This window comes from Achromobacter marplatensis (assembly GCF_049060505.1).
Classification (GTDB): Bacteria; Pseudomonadota; Gammaproteobacteria; order Burkholderiales; family Burkholderiaceae_B; genus Achromobacter; species Achromobacter marplatensis_A.
The window spans coordinates 35,453-52,991 of the sequence record NZ_JBMGRB010000014.1; the positions used below are offsets into that span (position 1 = coordinate 35,453).

The window sequence follows — 17,539 nt, forward strand, 5'->3', positions numbered from 1 at the left end:
CGGGGCCGGGTGCTTACTTCTTTTCTTCCTTGACGCGGTAGACCAGCACGGCGGTACTGGCCAGCGACAGCACCTTGGCCGTGACGCTGCCCAGCAGCAGGCGCGACAGGCCGCTGCGGCCGTGGCTGCCGATGAAGATAAGGTCGCACCCGGCATCGGTTGCGGCCTGCACGATGCCGTCGGCCACGTTGAAGTTGGACACGGCGCGCGCCTCGGACTTGACGCCGGCGGTGTCGGCGCGATCGGTGATCTGCTTCAGGTATTTGTCGGCTTGCTCGGCCGAGGCCTTTTCGTAGTCCTCGTCGGTGATGGCGTAGGCGGCGGCCATGCCGTCAAAGCCGATCGTGGCCGCAAAGGGCTGCGTCACGTACAGGGCGACAACTTCGGCGCCAACCGAACGCGCGAAGGAAATGCCCGCGTTGGCAGCTTGGGCCGACAGCGGCGAACCGTCGGTGGGAATCAGGATCTTCTTGAACATCTTGCCTGCTCCTGTTTGGGAGGAATCTTTATGCTACCGGAAAGCCGCCAGGTTCACATCAAGGGAACCGGGCGGTGTTGACCTGCGTCAAGCGCCGTGTCAGCCCAGTTGCTGAGCGGCGGCGAAGAGATTGGTGCAGCGGGTGCCGGTGCGGCAATACGCCAGCACGGGGCCCGGCAGGGTCTTGAGCAGTTCGGCGAAGCGCACCACGTCGGACACGGTCATGGCGCTGCCCACCACGGGCTGGTATTCCACCGCCAGGCCGGCGGCGGCGGCGGCCTTGGACACGTCGGCGGCGGTGGGCTGGTCGGGGCCGCCTTCAAAGTCGGGGCGGTTGATGATGACGCTCTTGTAGCCGGCGGCGGCAACATCGGCCATGTCGTCGGGACCCAATTGAGGCGCGACGGCAAAGTTTTCGGTCAGGGGCTTGATGGGTGCGGACATGGCGGTTCCTTCAGATAGATAGCTGCATATTATTGATTGTAGGAGCCGTTTTGCGCGAAGAGTTTTTCCAATTCTGTCCAGACGCCGCGATCATCCGCGATGGAAACCGAGAACCGCAGCATGGTCGAGGGCGCCTGCGACGGTGAAAACAGCGTGCCCGGCGCCAGCAGCGTGCCCCGGTCGGCGGCCTCGCGCGCCAGCACTTCGGTGTCGCGCCCGCAGTCAGCCCATACAAACATCCCGGCGTTGGGCTCATGGGGCACCGTCAGCCCCAGCTTCAGCAGCCCCCGCATGCACCGCTGGCGGGCGTCGTCCACCCGCGCGCGCACGCGCTCGATGTGACGCCGATATTGCCCTTCCATCAGCACGCGGTGCACCACGCGTTCACCCAGTTCGGGCGAGGTCAGCCCGGCCAGCATTTTCAGGTCGGCCAGCTTTTGCAGGATGTCGGGGTTGGCCGCCACGTAGCCCACGCGCAGGCTGGCGGCCAGCATCTTGGAATAGCCGCCGACGAGGATCACGCGGTTCAAGCGGTCCAGCACCGCCAGCTTCATGGCGCCCCCGGGATGCAGCTCGCCGTAGGTGTCGTCTTCAACCACCATGAAATCGTGGCGTTCGGCGATCCGCAGGATATCGTAGGCCACGCCGGCCGACAACGTGTGCCCGGTGGGGTTATGCACGGCGCTGTTGATGATGAAGAGTTTCGGTTTGTGCTCGGCCGCCAGCTGCTCCAGCATGGCGATGTCCGGGCCGTCCGGCCCGCGCGGCACGCCGATCAGCCGCGCGCCAAACGCCACCAGCCGGCCGAAGATGACGAACCATGCCGGGTCTTCGACCAGTACGGTGTCGCCAGGCTTGACCAAGTGGCGCGCGATCAGGTCCAGCCCGTGCGTGACACCATTGGTGGTCAGCAGGTTCAATTCCGGGTGCGCCGGCACGCCGTCGTTCTGTAAAGACGCGGCGATTTGCTGGCGCAAGGGCGCAAAACCTTGCGGGTGGCCATAGCTGACCAGATTGGCGCGCACCGAGCGCCCCACCGCGCGCACCGCCCCTGCCACCATATCGGGGTCCAGCCACTCGGCCGGCAGCAGGCCGGCCCCGCCCGGCATGCCCGGCGCGCTGGTTTCGCGGAACATGCTGCGCAGCAGCCAGGCAATGTCCACCCGCGCCGGCGGCGCCAGTGTCGTGGCGGGCGCCGTAGCCACCGCGGCTAGCGGGCCGCTGCGCGCGCGGACGAAAAAGCCCGCGCCACGGCGCGATTGCACCAGGCCACGAGCCACCAGCCGGTCGTAGGCTTCGACGACCGTGAAGCGGCTGACGCCCGACTGTTCAGCCATTTTGCGGATGGAGGGCAGCCGGGTGCCGGGCCGCAGCCCTTGTTCGTCGATGCGGCGGGCCAGGCCATCGGCCAGTTGCGTCACCAGGGAAGCATCGGCCTGGCGCACGGGCTGCCAGGGCATGGAGGGTGCGGAAGCAGGAGCAACTGTCATGGGAATTCGACCAGGCCAGTGATTAAAGTGATATGCCTAAGTGTACCGGTACTGTACCGATAACTATGCGTAGAGTGACAGCAATACGGAAAGCCCGCAACTGCCGGCATCCCGATTCCGGCCTCCCGTCGCCCCACGTGTTCCCTGGCAACTGTCATGACCCGATCCACGCTCTATCCGTCCCCCCAGACGGCACCCATCGCGCCTCCCTCCGTCTGGGAGGGTTATGGCTACGGCTTCCTGGGCGTGCTGGTCTTTTCGTTGACGCTGCCGATGACGCGGCTGGCGGTATCCGAACTGGCGCCATTGCTGGTGGGCCTGGGACGCGCCCTGGTCGCCGCGGTGCCGGCCATCGTCCTGCTGTGGCTGACACGCAGCCGGCGGCCGACCCGCCAGGAGTGGCACGGCGTCATCCTGGCCGCGCTGGGCATCGTCGTGGGCTGGCCGCTGGCCTCTACCCTGGCGATGCAAAGCGTGTCGTCTTCGCACGGCGCGGTGTTCAACGGCTTGTTGCCGCTGTCGACGGCCGCCTTTGCGGCGTTGCGCAGCGGTGAACGTCCGTCGGCTTCGTTCTGGGGCTGGGCGGTGGTGGGCGCCGCGCTGGTCACGACCTTTGCCTTGCGCCAAGGCCACGGCACACTGTCCACGGGCGACCTGTGGCTGTTGGTGGCCGTGGTGCTGGGCGGCATGGGTTATGCCGAAGGCGCCCGTGCGGCGCGCACGCTGGGCGGTTGGCGCACAATATGCTGGGCGCTGGCAATCAGCGCGCCAATAGTGCTGGCGCCGGTTGGCTGGATGGCCGCGCAAGCTCAGTGGCCCAGCGCCACGGTGGTTTCCGCCTGCGCCTACCTGGCGTTCGGCTCGATGTTCCTGGGTTTTTTCGCCTGGTATCGCGGCCTGGCCGTGGGCGGGATCGCCAGGGTAGGTCAAGTGCAGTTGCTGCAACCGTTTCTGACGGTCGTGGCGGCGGCATGGTTGTTTGGCGAATCCGTGGAGCCGTCGACATTTTTGTTCGCCGCTGCCGTGATCGCCGTTATCGCCGGCGGACGCCGTGCCATTGTCAGGACCAAAAAATGAATCTGCTTCCCACTAACTGGGCCGACGTGCCCCTGGCTTCGGCCTCCTTGCTGGGTCCGCTGGCGCTATTCGCGCTGGTCAGCTCGATTACGCCGGGGCCCAACAACGTCATGCTGGCATCGTCCGGCCTGAACTTCGGCTTCCGCCGCAGCATGCCGCACCTGCTGGGCGTGAACCTGGGCTTCACGCTGATGATTTTCCTGGTGGGCATCGGCCTGGGTTCGGTGTTCCAGCAAGTGCCCGCGCTGTACACCATCCTGAAATACGCCGGCGCCGCGTACCTGCTCTACCTGGCCTGGAAGATCGCCAATTCCGGCGGCATGGAAGACGGCGAAGCGCGCGGCAAGCCGTTCACCTTCCTGCAAGCCGCGGCGTTCCAGTGGGTCAATCCGAAAGCATGGGTCATGGCGGTGGGCGTGGTGGCGACCTACACGCCGCAAAACGGGTTCTTCGCCAATCTCGTCATCGCCACGCTGGTGTGCGGCATCGTCAACCTGCCCAGCATCGGCGTTTGGGTGACGTTCGGCACCGCGCTGCGCCGGGTGCTGCACAAACCCTGGGCCATCCGCGCATTCAATGTGGGCATGGCGCTGCTGCTGGTGGCATCCCTATACCCGGTGGCGCTGGACCTGGTGCACTGACGCATCGCGTCAGGCCAGCAGGCCGACGACGACGGCGGGCGTGACCAACACGTTGAACAGACCTGCCATCACCATCACCAGGCCCGCGACGGCGCCCTCTTCGGCCGCCAATTCGCGGGCCTTCGCCGTTCCGGCGCCGTGCGCGCCCATGCCGAACAGCGCACCCCGCGCCAGCGCGGAGCGCAGCGGCAACCAACGACGCATCAGTTGGCCGATGGCCGCGCCAAACACGCCCGTCACGATCACGAAGACCGCCGTCAGATCCGGCACGCCACCCACGTGGGACGAGACCGCCACCGCGAACGGCGTGGCGACCGAACGCGGCAGCAGGCTAAGCCGCAGGTCTGGCGGCAAGTCGAGCAGGCTGCCCAACATCCACGCGCTGACGCCGGCGATCAGGCTGCCCACCGCCACCCCGGCCGCCAACACCGGCCAGTAGCGCCGGATCAGCGCGCGCTGCTCGTAGAGCGGCAGCGCGAAGGCCACGATGACCGGCCCCAGCATCGCCATCAGCCAATGCGAGCCGGACATGTAATCGCGATAGCCGGTGTGCAGCACGATGGCCAAACCCAGCAGCAGCGCAGGCGCCACCACCAGGGTCGACGTCCACCAGTAGGCGTGGCGGCGATAGAACAGCCGCGCGCAAACATAGGCTGCGATGGTGGCCGCCGGCCAGAAAAGTTGATTGAATTCAGGCGGCATGGCGGTTCATCCAGCGATAGCAGAGGTCGATGGTCAGCGCAGTGCCGGCCATGACCATCGCGGTGCCCAACAGGATGACGACCAACAGTTTGACGCCCAGCATCCCCAAGAATTCGCGGTGGTCCAACAACGACATGACCGCCGGCACGAAGAACAGCAGCATTTCGGCCAGCAGCCAGCTGGCGCCGCGGTGCACGTTGCGCACCCGCAGACGCCGTGTGGCCAGCAGCGCCAGCACCAGCGCCATTCCGATGACGCCGCCCGGCACAGGCAGGCCAAGGGCATTGGCCAACGCCTGGCCCAATAAGGCGAACAAAACGATCAGGGCGATTTGCAGCACGCGGCTGCGGCGTAGCGCAAGGCGCAACACCAGAGCAATGCGGGGAAGTAAACGAAAAGACGGGCGAGACATATGAGGCGGTGTTCCAGCGGCAAGCTTCTGTTTTACGCCTGGCCGCCCCATAGATAAAATGAATTCGATGAATCCAACCTATTCCAGACAGGCATAACCATGGACCTACGCCCGTTGCGCGCCCTGGTGGCGGTGGTCCGCCAAGGCGGCTTTTCGCAGGCCGCCAAGACCATCCACGCCACGCAGCCCACGGTCAGCAAGGCGGTGCGCCAATTGGAGGACGAGCTGGGCCTGCCATTGCTGGACCGCCAGGCGCAACCCATCCGGCTGACGGACGCGGGGGAAATCGTCTATCGGCGCGCCCTGGCGATGTTGGCGGAGCGCGATGACCTGTACGCGGAACTGGACGATCTGAAGGGGCTTAAGCGCGGCGTGCTGCGCCTGGGTTTGCCGCCGCTGGGCAGTTCGCTTTTTGCGCCGATGTTCGCGCGCTTTCGCAGCCGCTACCCCCAAATCGAGATCAGCCTGGTCGAGCACGGCAGCCGCCGGCTGGAAGAGATGGTGATGACGGGCGAGATCGAGCTGGCGGCATCGCTACAGCCCGTGCCCGACAACGTGGAATGGCAGCCAGTGGCGCGCGAGCCCTTGATCGCGTTACTGCCGGCCGACCACCCGAGCGCGCGCGCCGCCTCGGTGGCGCTGCATGAACTACGCGAGTCTCCGTTCATCCTGTTCGAGACGGGCTTCGCCCTGAACCGCATCATCCACGACGCCTGCCAACGCGCGGGCTTCACGCCGGCCATCGCGGCGCGCAGCGGCCAGATCGATTTCATCGTGGCGCTGGTGGCGGCGGGGTTGGGCGTGGCCTTTCTGCCACGGCTGAAGGCGGACGAGGCCTTGCCTGCCGGCGTCTGCCGCGTGCCCCTGCGCGACCCGGGCACCGATTGGGAAATGGTGCTGGTGTGGCGGCGCGGCGGTTACCTGTCGCACGCGGCGCAGGCGTGGCTGGCACTGACGCAAGAGGCGCATCCCGGAGTATCCTGATGCCGGAACCCAACCGGCCCGACAGGGTCATAGCTTTCATGCCCGCCCTGCCCCGATTCTCCGTCCGCCGGCTTTTCGCCGCCGCCCTGCTTGCCGCCGCCGGCGTCGTGGGCTGCTCGCAACTGGACTCCTGGCAGCGCCAGACGATCTTTTCCCCTCAGTCCGAACCGCAAACGTGGTGGCGCGAGCCCGCCGATGGCACCGAGGTCTACGACCTGCCGCTGGCCAATGGCGACAAGGTGCGCGCCTGGTATTGGCAAAGCCCCAAGACCGGCGCGCCCACGGTGCTGTACCTGCATGGCGCGCGCTGGAACCTCAACGGCAGCGCCTTCCGCATCAATGGCTGGACGCGCATGGGGTATTCCGTCCTGGCCATCGACTACCGCGGCTTCGGCGCGTCCACGCCGCGCCTGCCTTCCGAGGAAAGCGCGTTGGAAGACGCGATGGCCGGGTTGAAAGAGCTGGCACGGCTTCAGCCCGACGCCGCCCGCCGCTTCGTGTATGGGCACAGCCTGGGCGGCGCCATCGCCATCGACCTGGCCGCGCGGCCCGAACAGCCGGATTTCGCGGGCCTGATCGTGGAATCCAGCTTCACCAGCATCGGGGCCATGCTGGGCACCCTGCGCTGGGGCAAGGTGCCGGGCGCGGGCCTGCTGGTCACGCAGCCTTTCGATTCGGTGGACAAGCTGGCCCGCATGCACACGCCCATGCTGTTCATGCACGGCACTGCCGACCGCGTGGTGCCGCACACCATGAGCGACGAGCTGTTCGCCGCCGCGCGCAACGTGGCGCCAGACCTGAAGCGGCTGGTGAAGATTGAAGGCGCGTCCCACTCGGGCGCCTTCCGCAGCGGCCCGCAGTACGACGCCGCGGTCAGGACATTCATGCAGGACGCCACCCAAGCCTACAAGCGCAAGGCCGGCTGACGGCCCGATTGCGCTGCCGCCGCCCCGCCGCTGCGCGGGGCTTTTTGTTGCCCCCTGCCCGCCGAAAACCGGGAAAACCCGATCTCGGGAAACTCCCATATAAAAATATCTATTAAATATATTTAACGAATATTAGACTTTAATTCAGCTCGCCGCTCCGCCATTGAAGCGACGGCATCCTGAGGAGAAGCCAGTTGAGTAACGTGCGTTGGCAGGGCGTATTTCCTGCCGTAACCAGTAAGTTCCATGCCGACGAATCCCTCGACTTCGACGCAATGCGCAAGCATTTCGGCTTTCTGATCGACAACGGGGTCCACGGCCTGGTCACCTGCGGCTCGCTAGGCGAAGCCAGCACCCTGACGCTGGAAGAAAAGCTCGACGTCACCCGCTGCGCCGTGGAAGTCAGCGCCGGCCGCATCCCCGTGCTGGCCAATGTGTCGGAAACCAGCACCCGCGAAGCGCTGCGTTTCATCAAGGCCGCCGTCGAACTTGGCGTGGACGGCTTCATGCTGATGCCGTCGCTGATCTACGTGGCGGATGCGCGCGAAGCGATGCAAAGCATCCGCACCATGGCGGAAGCGGCGCAAAAGCCCTGCATGATCTACAACAATCCGGTTGCCTACCGGGTGGACCTGAAGACCGAGCACATGGCCGAACTGGCCGATTGCCCCTGGTTGGTCGCCATCAAGGAAAGCAGCGACGACATCCGCCGCCTGACCGACCTGCGCAATGCGCTGGGCACGCGCTACCAGCTGTTCATCGGCGTGGACGACCTGTCGTTCGAAGCGCTGGCGCTGGGCGCGGACGGGTTGCTGGCCGGGCTGGTTACCGCCTTTCCGCGTGAAACCGTAGCGCTATACGACCTGATGAAGGCCGGCAAGTGGCAAGACGCGCTGGCGCTTTACCAGTGGTTCACGCCGCTGCTGCATCTGGACGTGTCGACCAAGCTGGTACAGAACATCAAGCTGGCCGAGGCCCTGGCCGGCGTCGGCAACGAGCATGTGCGCCGCCCCCGCCTGCCGCTGGTTGGTGCGGAACGCGAACGCTGCACCACCATCATCCAGGCCGCGATGGCCAAGCGCCCCAAGCAATACCAGTCGACGTAAGCGCCCCTTCCGGACGCGACTCCCCGCAGCACGATCCCTCCGCCGAGCGCGGGGGGGCCTGTCCCCCTGCACGCCTATCGGACACCATGCACAGCGACGACATCATCCTTCAGACCCGGGGCTTGACCAAGGAATTCCGCGGATTCGTGGCGGTCCACAACGTCGACCTGAACGTGCGGCGTGGCGCCATCCACGCGCTGATCGGCCCGAATGGCGCAGGCAAGACGACGTTTTTCAATCTGCTGACCAAGTTCCACATTCCGACGCGCGGTCAGATCGTGTATGACGGTGTAGACATCACGCAAGAGCGCCCCGCGCAGACGGCGCGGCGCGGCATCGTGCGTTCGTTCCAGATATCGGCCGTGTTCCCGCAGTTGTCGGTGCGCGAGAACGTGCGCGTGGCCCTGCAACGCAAACTGGGCGTGGACTATTGCTTCTGGCGGTCGGAAAGCACACTGGAAAGCCTGCACCACCGCGTCGAGGAACTGCTGGACCAGGTTGGCTTGCGCACCCATCTGGATGTGGCGGCGGGCGACCTGCCCTATGGCCGCAAGCGCACGCTGGAAATCGCCACCACGCTGGCGCTGGAACCCGAGTTGCTGCTGCTGGACGAACCCACGCAAGGCATGGGCCACGAGGACGTGGACCGGGTCAAGCACCTGATCAAGCAGGTGTCGGCGGGACGCACGATCCTGATGGTCGAACACAACATGAAAGTAGTGGCGGACATCTCCGACACCATCACCGTTTTGCAACGAGGCGAAATCCTGGCCGAAGGCCCCTACGCGACGGTGTCGGAAGACCCCGCCGTGCGCGAAGCCTACATGGGAGCCGAAGATGAATGAAGCCGTGGCCGGCGCCGCCGCGAACATGCTGGAAATCCGCGACCTGCACGCCTGGTACGGCGAATCGCACATCCTGCACGGCATCGACCTGGACGTAAGACCGGGCGAATGCGTGACGCTGCTGGGCCGCAACGGCGCGGGCCGCAGTTCGACGCTGAAAGCCATCCTGGGCCTGGTGGGCCGGCGCAGCGGCTCGATCAAAGTCCAGGGGCAGGAAACGGTGGGGATGCCCACTCACAAGATCGCGCGCCGGGGCATCGGCTATTGCCCCGAAGAACGCGGCATCTACGCGTCGCTGACCGCCGAGGAAAACCTCATGCTGCTGCCCTCGGTCGGGCCGGGCGGGATGTCGGTGGAAGAAATCTACGCGATGTTCCCCAACCTGAAAGAACGCGCCCACAGCCCGGGCACCCGGTTGTCGGGCGGCGAACAGCAGATGCTGGCGATGGCCCGCATCCTGCGCACCGGGGCGCGCCTGCTGTTGCTGGACGAAATCACCGAAGGCCTGGCCCCCGTCATCGTGCAATCGCTGGGCCGCGTGATCCGGCAATTGAAAGCGCGCGGCTACACGACGGTGCTGGTCGAACAGAATTTCCGCTTCGCCCAGCATCTGGCGGACCGCCATTACGTCATCGAGCACGGCCAGGTGGTTGCCGTGATCGACCGCGCCGAAGTCCAACAATCGCAAGACAAGCTGAACGCCTTGCTTGGCATTTGATGTCCCGCTGTATTCCTTCCGACCGCAGTCCCCCCATTCCTACACGGAGCGTAGTCAGATGAAATTGAATCGAATCGCAGCAGCGCTGCTTACCCTGGGCGCGGCCGGCGCGGTCCACGCACAAGCCAAGATCAGCGACGACGTCGTCAAGGTTGGCGTGCTGACCGATCTGTCGGGCGTCTATTCCGACCTGGCCGGCAATGGCTCCGTGATTGCCGCCCGGCTGGCTGCCGAAGAGATGGGCAACAAGGTGCTGGGCAAACCCGTGGAAGTGGTGGCCGCCGATCACCAGAACAAGCCCGACGTGGCCGCCAACCTGGCCCGCGAATGGTTCGACCAAGGCAAGGTCGACATGATCACCGACTTCCCCACTGCGTCCACCGCGCTGGCCGTGATGGAAATCGCCAAGCAGAAGAACCGCGTGACGATGCCGTCGGCAGGTCTGTCCACGGCAATCCTGGGCGAAAAATGCTCGCCGCTGAATGCGCAATGGACCACCAACACCTACGCGCTGGCGGCTGGCACGGCGCGCGCGCTGGTCCAGGAAGGCAAGAAAACCTGGTACTTCATCACCGCCGACTACACCTTCGGCCACTCGCTGGAAAAGGACGCCACCGAAGTCATCAAGGAAAACGGCGGCAGCGTCGTCGGCGTGTCGCGCCACCCGTTCCCGGGCAACGACTTTTCGTCGTTCCTGCTGAAGGCGCAAGCCTCGAAGGCCGACGTGATCGCGCTGGCCAACGCCGGCAACGACACCGTCAACGCCGTCAAGCAGGCCAACGAATTCGGCATCAACAAGAAGCAGATCGTGGCGCCGCTGCTGACGTATATCTCGGACGTGCACAGCATGGGCCTGGCCAAGGCGCAGGGCATGTATCTGACCGAAGCGTTCTACTGGGACTACGACGACGCGTCGCGGGCCTGGGCCAAGAAGTTCTTCGAGAAGGCCAAGAAGATGCCGACGGCGTCGCAGGCCGGCGTGTATTCCGCCACGCTGTCGTACCTGAAGGCGATCGAAGCCGCAGGCACGGACGACGCGCCGGCCGTGATGGCCAAGCTGCGTGAAATGACCATCAACGACGCCGTGATCCGAAACGGCAAACTGCGCGCGGACGGCGCCCTGGTGCACGACATGCTGCTGTTGCAGGTGAAGACGCCGGCGCAATCCAAGGCCCCGTGGGACTACTACAACGTGAAATCGGTGCTGAAGGGCGAGGACGTGTTCCCCAAGCCGCAGGCCGCCTGCCCGTTGAACAAGTCGTAACGCCACCCTCGCCGCCCGCTACCCGCCATGTTCGACATCTCCCTTCCCGCCCTGCTCGCCCAATTGCTGGTGGGGCTGATCAACGGCTGCTTCTACGCCATCCTGAGCATGGGGCTGGCCATCATCTTCGGCCTGCTCAACATCGTCAATTTCACGCACGGCGCCCAGTTCATGATGGCGGCGTTCCTGGCGTGGATCGGTTTCACGCAGCTGCCGCAGTTACTGGGGCCCGGGGTGCAGATCAACTTCTGGGCCGCGCTGATCCTGGCGCCGCTATTAGTGGGCGCGGTCGGCGTCGTGATCGAAAAGACGCTGCTTAAACGGCTGTATCACCTGGACCACCTGTACGGGCTGCTGCTGACCTTTGGCATCGCGCTGATGATGGAGGGCGGGTTCCGCTACTTCTACGGCATCTCGGGGGTGGGCTACGAGCCGCCCGAGATCCTGCAGGGCGGCTTCGACCTGGGCTTCATGTTTCTACCGGCGTACCGGGGGTTCGTGGTGGTGGCGTCGCTGACGCTGTGCATCGCAACCTGGTACCTGTTCGAACGCACCCGGCTGGGGGCCATGCTGCGGGCCGGCACCGAGAACCCGAAGCTGCTGCAGGCCTTCGGCGTGAACGTGCCGGTGATGATCACACTGACCTACGGCTTCGGCGTGGCGCTGGCCGGCGTGGCGGGCGTGCTGGCGGCGCCCGTCATGCAGATCAATCCGCTGATGGGCTCCAACTTGCTGAACATCGTGTTTGCCGTGGTGGTGATCGGCGGCCTGGGCTCCATCATGGGCGCCATCGTCACCGGCCTGGCGCTGGGGCTGCTGGAAGGCCTGACCAAAGTGTTCTATCCCGAAGCGTCCACGGTGGTCGTGTTCATCGTGATGGCCGTCGTGCTGCTGATGCGCCCCGCCGGGCTGTTCGGCAAGGAGAAATAAGGTGCCGCGCATTCCCCTTTCGATCCGCATCCTGGCGCTGCTGCTGGTGCCCGCGCTGCTGGTGCCCTTCTTTCCGCAGATTGTCTACCCCGTGTTCGTCATGAAGGTGCTGTGCTTTGCGCTGTTTGCGCTGGCCTTCAACCTGCTGACGGGATTCACCGGCCTGGTGTCCTTCGGGCATGCGGCGTTCTTCGGCTGGGCCGGCTACGCCGCCGGTGAAATGATGATCCTTTTCGGCGCGCGCGGCCTGCCGCCCGAAATCGCCATGCTGTGCGGCGTGGCGATGGCCGCGGCTATCGGCTATGCGATCGGGTGGCTGGCCATCCGGCGCACCGGCATCTATTTCGCGATGATCACGCTGGCGCTGTCGCAGGTCGCCTACTTCATGGCGGTGCAGGTGGGCTGGACCCGCGGCGAGGACGGCATGCAGGGCATCCCCCGCGGCAAGTTCCTGGGCCTGGTGGACCTGAGCGTCGATACGAACATGTATTACTTCGCGCTGGCGGTGTTCGTGCTGGGCTTCCTGTTCGTTTACCGGGTGATCCATTCGCCGTTCGGCCAGGTGCTCAAGACCATCCGGGACAACGCGCCGCGCGCCATTTCGCTAGGTTACGATACGGATCGGTGCAAGCTGCTGGCCTTCGTGCTGTCCGCGGCGGTCGCCGGCCTGGCCGGGTCGCTCAAGGCGCTGGTGCTTCAATTGGTGGCGTTGAACGACGTGTCGCTGGCCACCTCCACCGAAGTGCTGCTGATGACACTGCTGGGCGGCATCGGCACGGTATGGGGCCCGGTGGTCGGCGCGACGCTGGTCGTCAGCCTGCAGAATTACCTTGCCACCCTGGGCGATGTCGTCACGATCGTCATCGGGTTGATTTTCGTGTTGTGCGTGTCGTTCTTCCGACGCGGGTTCGTCGGCGAATGGCTGGCCTACACGCAGTGGCGCAAAACGAAGGAAAACAATAATTGATGGCAGGAGCAGAACCCAAACGGCGCGCCGCGGATGTCGCCTACGACCAGATCGAGAGCATGATCGCCACGCTGCAGTTGCAGCCTGGCAGCGCGGTCGTGGAAGCGGATCTGGTGGAAAAGACCGGCCTGGGGCGCACGCCGCTGCGCGAAGCGCTGCTGCGCATGGTGGCGGCCGGGCTGATCCGCCAGGAGCCCCGGCGCGGCCTGCGCGTGTCGATGATCCAGCTGGCGGACCACATGGACCTGATCCAGACCCGCCGCGCGCTGGAACAATTGATCGCCGCCAGCGCGGCGCGGCGCGCCACGCCCGCGCAGCGCACCCAGATCGTGGACTGCGCGGCGCAAATGATCCGCGCCTCGGAAGGCGGCAATCTTGACGACTACATGCACGCCGACCAGTTGCTGGACTACGTCTGCCACGAGGCCTGCCGCAACGTGTCCGCCGTGAACGCCGTGGAACCGTTGATCATCCAGTGCCGGCGCTTCTGGTACGCCTATCAGCACGAGGGCGATATCGCCGAGGGCGCCCGCCGGCACATGCTGATGGCCCAGGGCATCGCCACCGGCAACGAAGCCGCGGCCATCACGGGCGCGGATTCCTTGATGGACTACCTGGAGATGTTCACGCGCAAGGTCATTGACGCGTAGCGGCCGGCACCGCAACCGGGGACACGGCGCCCGCCTTGCCCCGGTTCAGCCATTGCATGACGCGCGGACGCGACCGGTCGTAGGCCAGGTTGTACAGAAACGCATAGGGCAAGTAGAACAGCACCAACGCGATATCCAGCACGAAGGCTTCCCAGAGGCTGATGCTAAGCCACCAGGCCGCCAGAGGGATCACGATCAGGATCAGGCCCAGTTCGAATCCGAAGGCGTGCACGATGCGCACGCGCAGGTTGCGGGTCCAGCCGAAGCGGTTTTCGACGCGGTCGAAACCGGCGTTGTAGATCATGTTCCAGACCAGCGCGATCCAGGCGATGACCGCGGTCAGTACGCCCATTTCAAACAAGGATTTGCCCATGGCCCAGGCGGCCGCCGGCGCGCACAGGCCGATGGCCAGGATTTCAAATAGAAAAGCGTGGAAGAAACGTTCTTTTAGGGTTTTCGTGGCTTGCGTCATGACCCACCTGAGGTCGGTTGCTACAGAGTGGGAGCGATTTTCGACGATATTTCCGGTACGATAAAGATTGAATCCATCGGAAAAACCGATAGCCTGCCTGCCCCATGCGCCACTCCCTTGAATCCCTGGCCACGTTCGCCCAAGTCGCGTCGGAAGGCTCGTTTTCCGCCGCCGCCCGGAAAATGGGCAAAAGCCAGTCCACCATCAGCGAAACCATCGCCAACCTGGAAGTGGATCTGAACGTCACGCTGTTCGACCGCAGCCAACGCCAGCCCGCGCTGACCGAAGCCGGCCAGGTGCTGCTGGGCCAGGCCCTGCAAGTGCTGGCCGCGAACGACCGCTTCAACCGTAGCGCCAGTCAGTTGGCCGACGGGCTGGAGCCCCGCTTGACCGTGGTGCTGTCCGACACGTTCCAGTCCGAAACGTTCGAGACCATGCTCAGTCAGATCGACCGGCGCTACCCCACGCTGCGCTTCGAATGCCTGATTGCGGAATACGAAGACGTGGTGGCGCTGGTGCTGCAAGGCCGCGCGCACGTGGGCCTGATGGCGGCGCAGGACAGCTACCCGCCCGACGTCGCGCACGCCACGTTGACGGAACTATCTGAAATCGTCCTGTGCGTGGGGCGCAACCATCCCCTGGCGGGCCGGGCGCGAGTCACGCGGGGCGACCTTGATGCCGAACGCGAACTCCGCCTTAGCACCTTCGAGCTGGATGACAAGGATGCCGCGCCGCCGAACTCGACCTGGTCCGCGCCGGGCTATCTGATGCTGTTGGAAATGGCCAGCCTGGGCTTCGGCTGGGCGGAATTGCCGCGCTGGATGATCCAGCGCTTCGGGCGCAATCAATTGGTGGAACTGACCGTGCCGGGCTGGCCGCGCCATATCCGCGTGGATGTCGTGTGGTCCACGCGCCGCCCCCTGGGGCCTGCGGGCGCCTGGCTGCTGGATAGCCTGACGCGCGGATAGCCGGCGCCAAGAAGCCCGGTCAGCGCGCGGCGAACGGCAAGCGCGCGATGCGCACGCCGTTTTCGCTCAGCCAGTCGCCCAGCTTGGGGCAGGCCAGTACATCGAATTCGGCGCGGCGCTGGCGCGACATGGGGCTGCCTTCCTTGCAGTCCATCGCGGGATGGCACATCAGCAAATCGCCGTCATGCGCGTTGAATAGCCAGTGCTGCAGCAAGTCCGCATAGCGCCGCTTGCCGCCGTCGAACCCATACACGCCCAGCAGACGGCGATTGGTGCGCAGGCCCTCCTGCCGGGCCTGGCGGGCCAACGCCGCGGCGCCCAAGGCGCCGATGATGCGGGCCTTGATCGATTCCTTGAACGGAATGCCGCACAGCGCGCCCGGCGCCGTCTGCCGCAGCCAGGGCCGCTTATCGCCGTAGCGGCGCTTCAATTGCGATAGCACCTGGTCGCGGATGCCGGGCAGTTGATGCACGTGCTGATGGCCATCCACATAGTCGGGTGCGCGCCCGAAGGCGGCTTCGAACGCGTCGAATTGGCGGTTCAGGCACGCGTCGATCCAGGCGCGGTCCAGCCGGCCGGCATACGCGCGCAGAATCAACCTGCCTAAGGACGGCATGGGGTCGGCCTTGCCCAGGGATTCCGAGAAATTCACATGCAGGCCGATATCAACGTCATGCGCCGACAGGCGGGCTGCATTGCGGGCAAACGTGGGCCCCTGCGACAGACAACTGACCGCACTGACGCGGCCCATGCCCGCCAGCGCGATCATGCCTTCATCGATGTCGGTATTCATGCCAAAATCGTCACCGCAGACGACGATTCGTTTGCTCATTGCATCACCTCGAATTTCCATTTCACCACGGCTTCCATGCGCGCCTTGCTTCAGCAGATCAGCCTTTTCGTCGTCGTCGGCTGCGCTGCCGCCGCCACGCACTGGGCCATTGCCGTCGGCTGCGTAGAGGTCTTCCACTTGCCGCCACTGGCCGCCAACCTGGTCGGCTGGCTGGTCGCTTTCGTGGTTTCGTTCTTCGGACACTACCGACTTACCTTCCGACATACCCGCACATCCTGGACCGTAGCAGCCCGTCGTTTCTTCTTGATTTCAGCCATTGGGTTCGTCATCAACGAATCCACCTACGCCGTGCTGCTGCACACCACGGCCATTCCCTATGACGCGCTGTTGGCCCTGATTCTGATCGGGCTGGCGTTCGCCACGTTCGCCGCCAGCCGGCTTTGGGCATTCCGCCACAAACCCGCCGCCTGAAAGGCGTTGGACGCCATGCGCGGCCACGGCAAGCTAGAGCCGGCAACGGCGCCGCAGACGATCCGTTGGATTGCCTGTTCCGCGCGATGCCTGCGTAACGGCCTTCGCCAACGGCGGTCAGCTTGGCGCCTTGTCCGCGCGCGAGGCCACGCCCTGGCGCCGGCGCACGACGTATAGCGGCCGGCCCTTCACCTCGTCGAAGATGCGGGCGACGTATTCGCCCACCACGCCCAGGGAAATCAGGTTGACGCCGGCAAAGAACAGCACGGCGGTGACGATCGTGGTCCAGCCAGACACCGGGTTGCCCGACAGCAGATATTCGCCGACGAGGTACGCGGCATACGACATCCCCAGCATGGCGAAGACGACACCGACCAGGCTGACCAGCCGCAAGGGCCAGGTGGTGAACGCGGTCAGGCCATCCAGCGCCAGGCGGAACAGGCGCATGCCGCTGAACCGGCTATCGCCATGCAGGCGTTCGTCGGGGGTGTACGGCAGCGCTTCACCCTTGAAACCGACCCAGGCATACAAGCCCTTCATGAAGCGCGTGCGTTCGGGCAAGGCGATCAGCGCGTCGACCACGCCGCGGTCCATCAAGCGGAAATCGCCCGCGTGCGCCGGCACGTCCACGCCGCGCGCGCTGCTCAGCAGTTTGTAGAACCAGCGTGCGCCTGAGCGCTTCACCCAGGATTCATCGGCGCGGGTTTCGCGCACGGCATAGACCATTTCGGCGCCGGCGGCCCAACGCGCCAACATCTGCTCGATCAATGCGGGCGGATGCTGAAGGTCCGCATCCAGGCAGATCACGGCATTGCCCGTGGCGGCTTCCAGGCCCGCGCTCAGTGCAGCTTCCTTGCCGAAATTGCGCGACAGCTGCACATAGCGAAAGCCGCTGTGCTGCGTCCATTCGGCCATCAGCGCTTCGGTGCCGTCCGTACTGCCGTCATCGGCCACGATGATCTCCCAGCTGGTGCACAAGGCCGACAGGCGGCTGCGCAACAGCGGCAACAGGATGCGCAGGTTCTCGGCCTCGTTCAGGCACGGGATGACGCAGGTCACGCAAGTGTCATAGGGCACGGCCGCCGCCTTGGAAGACCAGAGCGAATCCAGGGGATACGTTTTGGCCAACACTTGCTGCGGGATCGGATCGGACCGGAATTGGATGTGCATAAGACGCTTGACTCGAAATACAGGACGCTAT

Annotated in this window: 21 protein-coding genes; 13 read left to right on the forward strand and 8 right to left on the reverse strand. The window is 65.2% G+C overall.

The window, feature by feature from the left end; all coding sequences use genetic code 11:
- Positions 1-13 precede the first annotated feature (13 nt).
- The 3 genes from ACI0FO_RS27055 to ACI0FO_RS27065 all read right to left on the reverse strand — a co-directional run bounded on the left by ACI0FO_RS27055 (position 14) and on the right by ACI0FO_RS27065 (position 2,412).
- A complete protein-coding gene (locus ACI0FO_RS27055) occupies positions 14-478 on the reverse strand; it encodes a universal stress protein (protein ID WP_416031702.1) in 465 nt (154 codons plus the stop codon).
- A 99-nt stretch (positions 479-577) separates the two neighbouring features.
- Positions 578-922, reverse strand: coding sequence for a TIGR01244 family sulfur transferase (locus tag ACI0FO_RS27060; RefSeq protein ID WP_006225970.1), 345 nt, complete (start codon positions 920-922; stop codon positions 578-580).
- Between the two features lie 29 nt (positions 923-951).
- Complete coding sequence (locus tag ACI0FO_RS27065) at positions 952-2,412, reverse strand: PLP-dependent aminotransferase family protein (protein ID WP_416031703.1); 1,461 nt, start codon at positions 2,410-2,412, stop codon at positions 952-954.
- A 156-nt stretch (positions 2,413-2,568) separates the two neighbouring features.
- Between ACI0FO_RS27065 and ACI0FO_RS27070 the strand changes: the two genes are divergently transcribed.
- Together ACI0FO_RS27070 and ACI0FO_RS27075 are read left to right on the forward strand one after the other, a co-directional pair.
- Positions 2,569-3,489, forward strand: a complete 921-nt coding sequence (locus tag ACI0FO_RS27070) for a DMT family transporter (protein WP_416031704.1) — start codon at positions 2,569-2,571, stop codon at positions 3,487-3,489.
- Positions 3,486-4,130: a LysE family translocator gene (locus ACI0FO_RS27075; protein WP_416031705.1), complete on the forward strand. Its 645-nt coding sequence runs from the start codon at positions 3,486-3,488 to the stop codon at positions 4,128-4,130. The genes ACI0FO_RS27070 and ACI0FO_RS27075 overlap by 4 nt, the downstream gene beginning before the upstream one ends.
- A 9-nt stretch (positions 4,131-4,139) precedes the next feature.
- Here ACI0FO_RS27075 and ACI0FO_RS27080 read toward each other — a convergent pair whose 3' ends face one another.
- On the reverse strand, positions 4,140-4,832 hold the full coding sequence (locus ACI0FO_RS27080) for an LrgB family protein (RefSeq protein ID WP_416031706.1): 693 nt from the start codon (positions 4,830-4,832) through the stop codon (positions 4,140-4,142).
- Positions 4,822-5,244 carry a CidA/LrgA family protein gene (locus tag ACI0FO_RS27085; RefSeq protein WP_416031707.1) on the reverse strand — a complete coding sequence of 141 codons (423 nt, stop codon included), beginning with the start codon at positions 5,242-5,244 and terminating at the stop codon, positions 4,822-4,824. Before ACI0FO_RS27085 ends, ACI0FO_RS27080 begins: the two co-directional genes overlap by 11 nt.
- 99 nt (positions 5,245-5,343) lie before the next feature.
- Between ACI0FO_RS27085 and ACI0FO_RS27090 the strand changes: the two genes are divergently transcribed.
- The 9 genes from ACI0FO_RS27090 (at position 5,344) to ACI0FO_RS27130 (ending at position 13,634) form a co-directional block, all read left to right on the forward strand.
- Positions 5,344-6,228 (forward strand): LysR family transcriptional regulator, encoded by an 885-nt coding sequence (locus tag ACI0FO_RS27090; protein ID WP_416031708.1) that lies wholly within the window; start codon positions 5,344-5,346, stop codon positions 6,226-6,228.
- Positions 6,229-6,266: 38 nt separating this feature from the next.
- Positions 6,267-7,154 carry an alpha/beta hydrolase gene (locus ACI0FO_RS27095; RefSeq protein ID WP_416031709.1) on the forward strand — a complete coding sequence of 296 codons (888 nt, stop codon included), beginning with the start codon at positions 6,267-6,269 and terminating at the stop codon, positions 7,152-7,154.
- A gap of 194 nt (positions 7,155-7,348) precedes the next feature.
- Positions 7,349-8,260, forward strand: coding sequence for a dihydrodipicolinate synthase family protein (locus tag ACI0FO_RS27100; protein WP_416031710.1), 912 nt, complete (start codon positions 7,349-7,351; stop codon positions 8,258-8,260).
- 86 nt (positions 8,261-8,346) lie between these two features.
- On the forward strand, positions 8,347-9,105 hold the full coding sequence (locus tag ACI0FO_RS27105; RefSeq protein WP_416031711.1) for an ABC transporter ATP-binding protein: 759 nt from the start codon (positions 8,347-8,349) through the stop codon (positions 9,103-9,105).
- Positions 9,098-9,823, forward strand: a complete 726-nt coding sequence (locus ACI0FO_RS27110) for an ABC transporter ATP-binding protein (protein WP_416031712.1) — start codon at positions 9,098-9,100, stop codon at positions 9,821-9,823. The genes ACI0FO_RS27105 and ACI0FO_RS27110 overlap by 8 nt, the downstream gene beginning before the upstream one ends.
- Before the next feature lie 58 nt (positions 9,824-9,881).
- Positions 9,882-11,087 carry an ABC transporter substrate-binding protein gene (locus tag ACI0FO_RS27115; protein WP_416031713.1) on the forward strand — a complete coding sequence of 402 codons (1,206 nt, stop codon included), beginning with the start codon at positions 9,882-9,884 and terminating at the stop codon, positions 11,085-11,087.
- 27 nt (positions 11,088-11,114) lie between these two features.
- Positions 11,115-12,017 carry a branched-chain amino acid ABC transporter permease gene (locus ACI0FO_RS27120; RefSeq protein ID WP_006217401.1) on the forward strand — a complete coding sequence of 301 codons (903 nt, stop codon included), beginning with the start codon at positions 11,115-11,117 and terminating at the stop codon, positions 12,015-12,017.
- A gap of 1 nt (position 12,018) precedes the next feature.
- The gene (locus tag ACI0FO_RS27125; RefSeq protein WP_416031714.1) at positions 12,019-12,984 is read left to right on the forward strand and encodes a branched-chain amino acid ABC transporter permease; all 966 of its coding nucleotides are present in this window, start codon (positions 12,019-12,021) and stop codon (positions 12,982-12,984) included.
- Entirely contained in the window at positions 12,984-13,634 is a 651-nt protein-coding gene (locus tag ACI0FO_RS27130; RefSeq protein ID WP_416031715.1) for a GntR family transcriptional regulator, read from the forward strand. The genes ACI0FO_RS27125 and ACI0FO_RS27130 overlap by 1 nt, the downstream gene beginning before the upstream one ends.
- Here ACI0FO_RS27130 and ACI0FO_RS27135 read toward each other — a convergent pair.
- The gene (locus ACI0FO_RS27135; protein WP_416031716.1) at positions 13,621-14,106 is read right to left on the reverse strand and encodes a multidrug/biocide efflux PACE transporter; all 486 of its coding nucleotides are present in this window, start codon (positions 14,104-14,106) and stop codon (positions 13,621-13,623) included. The genes ACI0FO_RS27130 and ACI0FO_RS27135 overlap by 14 nt on opposite strands.
- Before the next feature lie 104 nt (positions 14,107-14,210).
- Between ACI0FO_RS27135 and ACI0FO_RS27140 the strand changes: the two genes are divergently transcribed.
- Entirely contained in the window at positions 14,211-15,074 is an 864-nt protein-coding gene (locus ACI0FO_RS27140; protein ID WP_416031717.1) for a LysR family transcriptional regulator, read from the forward strand.
- 19 nt (positions 15,075-15,093) lie between these two features.
- Here the strand turns inward: ACI0FO_RS27140 and ACI0FO_RS27145 are convergent, their stop codons facing one another.
- Positions 15,094-15,906: a ChbG/HpnK family deacetylase gene (locus ACI0FO_RS27145; RefSeq protein WP_416031718.1), complete on the reverse strand. Its 813-nt coding sequence runs from the start codon at positions 15,904-15,906 to the stop codon at positions 15,094-15,096.
- Positions 15,907-15,942: 36 nt separating this feature from the next.
- Here ACI0FO_RS27145 and ACI0FO_RS27150 point away from each other — a divergent pair, with 36 nt between their 5' ends.
- Positions 15,943-16,338 (forward strand): GtrA family protein, encoded by a 396-nt coding sequence (locus ACI0FO_RS27150; RefSeq protein ID WP_416031719.1) that lies wholly within the window; start codon positions 15,943-15,945, stop codon positions 16,336-16,338.
- A 117-nt stretch (positions 16,339-16,455) separates the two neighbouring features.
- Here the strand turns inward: ACI0FO_RS27150 and ACI0FO_RS27155 are convergent, their stop codons facing one another.
- Complete coding sequence (locus ACI0FO_RS27155; RefSeq protein WP_416031720.1) at positions 16,456-17,508, reverse strand: glycosyltransferase family 2 protein; 1,053 nt, start codon at positions 17,506-17,508, stop codon at positions 16,456-16,458.
- Positions 17,509-17,539: the final 31 nt, after the last annotated feature.

What these genes read in the sequence shown, in the direction of transcription:
- ACI0FO_RS27055 (WP_416031702.1), bottom strand. Translation starts at nt 478, where the DNA reads ATGTTCAAGAAGATCCTGATTCCCACCGACGGTTCGCCGCTGTCGGCC.
- ACI0FO_RS27060 (WP_006225970.1), bottom strand. Translation starts at nt 922, where the DNA reads ATGTCCGCACCCATCAAGCCCCTGACCGAAAACTTTGCCGTCGCGCCT.
- ACI0FO_RS27065 (WP_416031703.1), bottom strand. Translation starts at nt 2,412, where the DNA reads ATGACAGTTGCTCCTGCTTCCGCACCCTCCATGCCCTGGCAGCCCGTG.
- ACI0FO_RS27070 (WP_416031704.1), top strand. Translation starts at nt 2,569, where the DNA reads ATGACCCGATCCACGCTCTATCCGTCCCCCCAGACGGCACCCATCGCG.
- ACI0FO_RS27075 (WP_416031705.1), top strand. Translation starts at nt 3,486, where the DNA reads ATGAATCTGCTTCCCACTAACTGGGCCGACGTGCCCCTGGCTTCGGCC.
- ACI0FO_RS27080 (WP_416031706.1), bottom strand. Translation starts at nt 4,832, where the DNA reads ATGCCGCCTGAATTCAATCAACTTTTCTGGCCGGCGGCCACCATCGCA.
- ACI0FO_RS27085 (WP_416031707.1), bottom strand. Translation starts at nt 5,244, where the DNA reads ATGTCTCGCCCGTCTTTTCGTTTACTTCCCCGCATTGCTCTGGTGTTG.
- ACI0FO_RS27090 (WP_416031708.1), top strand. Translation starts at nt 5,344, where the DNA reads ATGGACCTACGCCCGTTGCGCGCCCTGGTGGCGGTGGTCCGCCAAGGC.
- ACI0FO_RS27095 (WP_416031709.1), top strand. Translation starts at nt 6,267, where the DNA reads ATGCCCGCCCTGCCCCGATTCTCCGTCCGCCGGCTTTTCGCCGCCGCC.
- ACI0FO_RS27105 (WP_416031711.1), top strand. Translation starts at nt 8,347, where the DNA reads ATGCACAGCGACGACATCATCCTTCAGACCCGGGGCTTGACCAAGGAA.
- ACI0FO_RS27110 (WP_416031712.1), top strand. Translation starts at nt 9,098, where the DNA reads ATGAATGAAGCCGTGGCCGGCGCCGCCGCGAACATGCTGGAAATCCGC.
- ACI0FO_RS27115 (WP_416031713.1), top strand. Translation starts at nt 9,882, where the DNA reads ATGAAATTGAATCGAATCGCAGCAGCGCTGCTTACCCTGGGCGCGGCC.
- ACI0FO_RS27120 (WP_006217401.1), top strand. Translation starts at nt 11,115, where the DNA reads ATGTTCGACATCTCCCTTCCCGCCCTGCTCGCCCAATTGCTGGTGGGG.
- ACI0FO_RS27130 (WP_416031715.1), top strand. Translation starts at nt 12,984, where the DNA reads ATGGCAGGAGCAGAACCCAAACGGCGCGCCGCGGATGTCGCCTACGAC.
- ACI0FO_RS27135 (WP_416031716.1), bottom strand. Translation starts at nt 14,106, where the DNA reads ATGACGCAAGCCACGAAAACCCTAAAAGAACGTTTCTTCCACGCTTTT.
- ACI0FO_RS27140 (WP_416031717.1), top strand. Translation starts at nt 14,211, where the DNA reads ATGCGCCACTCCCTTGAATCCCTGGCCACGTTCGCCCAAGTCGCGTCG.
- ACI0FO_RS27145 (WP_416031718.1), bottom strand. Translation starts at nt 15,906, where the DNA reads ATGAGCAAACGAATCGTCGTCTGCGGTGACGATTTTGGCATGAATACC.
- ACI0FO_RS27150 (WP_416031719.1), top strand. Translation starts at nt 15,943, where the DNA reads ATGCGCGCCTTGCTTCAGCAGATCAGCCTTTTCGTCGTCGTCGGCTGC.
- ACI0FO_RS27155 (WP_416031720.1), bottom strand. Translation starts at nt 17,508, where the DNA reads ATGCACATCCAATTCCGGTCCGATCCGATCCCGCAGCAAGTGTTGGCC.